The sequence below is a fragment of the Corallococcus carmarthensis genome (assembly GCF_003611695.1).
Classification (GTDB): domain Bacteria; phylum Myxococcota; class Myxococcia; order Myxococcales; family Myxococcaceae; genus Corallococcus; species Corallococcus carmarthensis.
Window position 1 is genome coordinate 1 of the sequence record NZ_RAWE01000436.1, and the last position, 2,082, is coordinate 2,082.

Here is a 2,082-nt window from a genome sequence, read left to right on the forward strand (position 1 = left end):
GGCGGTGGGCCTGGTGGGCTCGCGGGCCCTGGCCGTGGCGCTGGGGCTGTCGCCCGGGATGGCGTCCGTGGGGATGGGGGTGGCGCTGGGCCTCACGCAGGGGTGGCTCTTGCGGCGCGAGGTGCATGGCGCGGCCGTGTGGGTGGCGGCGTGCGCGGTGGGCTACGGCATGGCCGGGCCGGCGGCGGACTGGAAGGCCCGCGCCTGGAAGACGGCGGTGGAGATGGGCGCGACCTGGCGCCTGTCCTCCATCACCATCACGGCGCAGGCCATGACGTGGGGGGCGCTCGCGCTGTGCACGGCCATTGGCGGTGCGTTCATCCTGTCGAGCCTGCGCACGCAGGTGCTGCCCGCCGCCGGCACGCGGCTGCCGGGCGCCCTGGGGCAGTTCGCGGTCCTGGGGCTGGCGCTGCCGCTGATGGTCGCGCTGGAGGCCCGCGAGAAGAGCGTGCCGATGCCGGTGCTTCCGTCGTCCAATCCCCCGGCCCTGATGCAACCCAGGCCCACGCGGACCTGGGGCGCCGACAGGACCGGCGTGGTCCCGGGCATGCGCGGCGGCGAGTCCTTCAGTCCCGGATGCGCCAGCAAGTACTGCGGGTCGGAGCCCTCCAGGCCGACCACGCGGATCGCCCTCCCCCCCCGGCTACTCTCAGGCGCCCATCGTCCATGACGAGCACCTGCGGGTGTTGAGCGGCACGGTACAGCCGCGGGTACCGTCCGGGCGCCGGTGGAACAACGCCGCGTCAAGCTCCGGTCAGGAGTCCGCGAACGACCCCCAGGGCTCCGAGCCGGCCACCCCGGACATCCTCCTGCCCTGAAGGACCCAGGGCTCGTCGTTGCCGTGGGTGGGAACTTCCTTGCCCACCGCATGCCGAGGTGTGGGCGCCCTTCGTCGTGAGCTGGACACGCGCAACGCCGCGAGGACCGGGCACGGCGGTTGCTCTACCGCGTCCGCATGGGACGAGGCGTGTGGGTGGGCGCGTTGGTGAGCGCGCTGGTGTGGGGCGGGGCAGCGCAGGCAGCGAACAAGGCCACGGCGACGAAGAAGGTCCGGCCGGTGGTTCAGCTGTCGGAGCGGGCGCTGTGGCGGGCGAAGTCCTGGGTGGGGATGACGACGCTGGCGAAGATGAGCTCGACGGTGACCGATGATTGTTCGGGCATGACGCGGCTGGCGTTCCAGCAGCGGCAGTTGGATTTGCTGCCCGACGACGTGCTGCCGGAGGAGAACGGCGTCACGGCCATCCACCGCAAGGCGCGCGCGCTGGGCATGCTGTCGGAGACGCCGACGCCGGGCGCGCTGGTGTTCTTCAAGAACACGTTCGACCGCAACCGCGACGGCCTCATCAACGACGGCCTCACGCACATCGGCATCGTGGAGCGGGTGGGGGCGGACGGCACGGTGACGTTCGTGCACAAGTCGGGCGGGCTGGTGAAGCGCTCGCGCTTCAACCTGCTGCAGCCGGAGGCGCGCAAGGACGCGAAGGGGCACATCCTCAACGACTGGCTGCGCCGCAAGGGGAAGAAGACGCGCGGCTACATGGCGGGGGAGCTGGTGGCGGGCTTCGCGTCGGTGGACGAGCGCTGGCGTTCGCCCGAGCCGACGCGCCTGGCCTCCGCGAAGCTCACCGTCAAGGGTGACGCCCGGACGGCACAGCGCTAGACACGGCCGGGAGATGTCCACCGTCGAAGGTCCGTCCGAAGCCCCGAGTCCCGAACCCGCCGAGCCCGTCCGGCCGCCGCCGCCGGAGGTGCCTCCAGCGCCACCGCGAAGAAGGCGGTGGGCGCGCGGGGTGGCGGTGGGCGTCCTGGTGCTGGGCGTGGGAATCGCCGCGGCCACGTTCATCGGGCTGCCGGATGCGAGCCTCCTGGCGAAGGAGAACCCGAAGACGACCGCGCTCATCGAGCAGCGCGCGAGCGAGGCACGCGAGGCCGGCCGCAAGCCGCGCCGCCGGCAGCAGTGGGTGCCGCTGTCGGCGGTGTCCAAGCCCGCCGTGGACGCGGTGCTCATCTCCGAGGACGCGAGCTTCTACCTGCACGACGGCGTGGACACGGTGGAGCTGGCGCGGGCGGTGGGGCAGGCGG

Annotated in this window: 3 protein-coding genes; all 3 read left to right on the forward strand. The window is 72.8% G+C overall.

Annotated elements, in window-relative coordinates:
• Nucleotides 1-670 (forward strand): hypothetical protein (locus D7X32_RS45870; RefSeq protein ID WP_208752768.1); only part of this gene is annotated, 670 nt, incomplete at its 5' end.
• Between the two features lie 267 nt (nucleotides 671-937).
• Entirely contained in the window at nucleotides 938-1,660 is a 723-nt protein-coding gene (locus tag D7X32_RS44240) for a CHAP domain-containing protein (protein WP_120608459.1), read from the forward strand.
• Nucleotides 1,661-1,790: 130 nt separating this feature from the next.
• Nucleotides 1,791-2,082, forward strand: a 292-nt coding sequence (locus tag D7X32_RS44245) for a transglycosylase domain-containing protein (RefSeq protein WP_167506574.1), incomplete at its 3' end; no start/stop codon positions are given.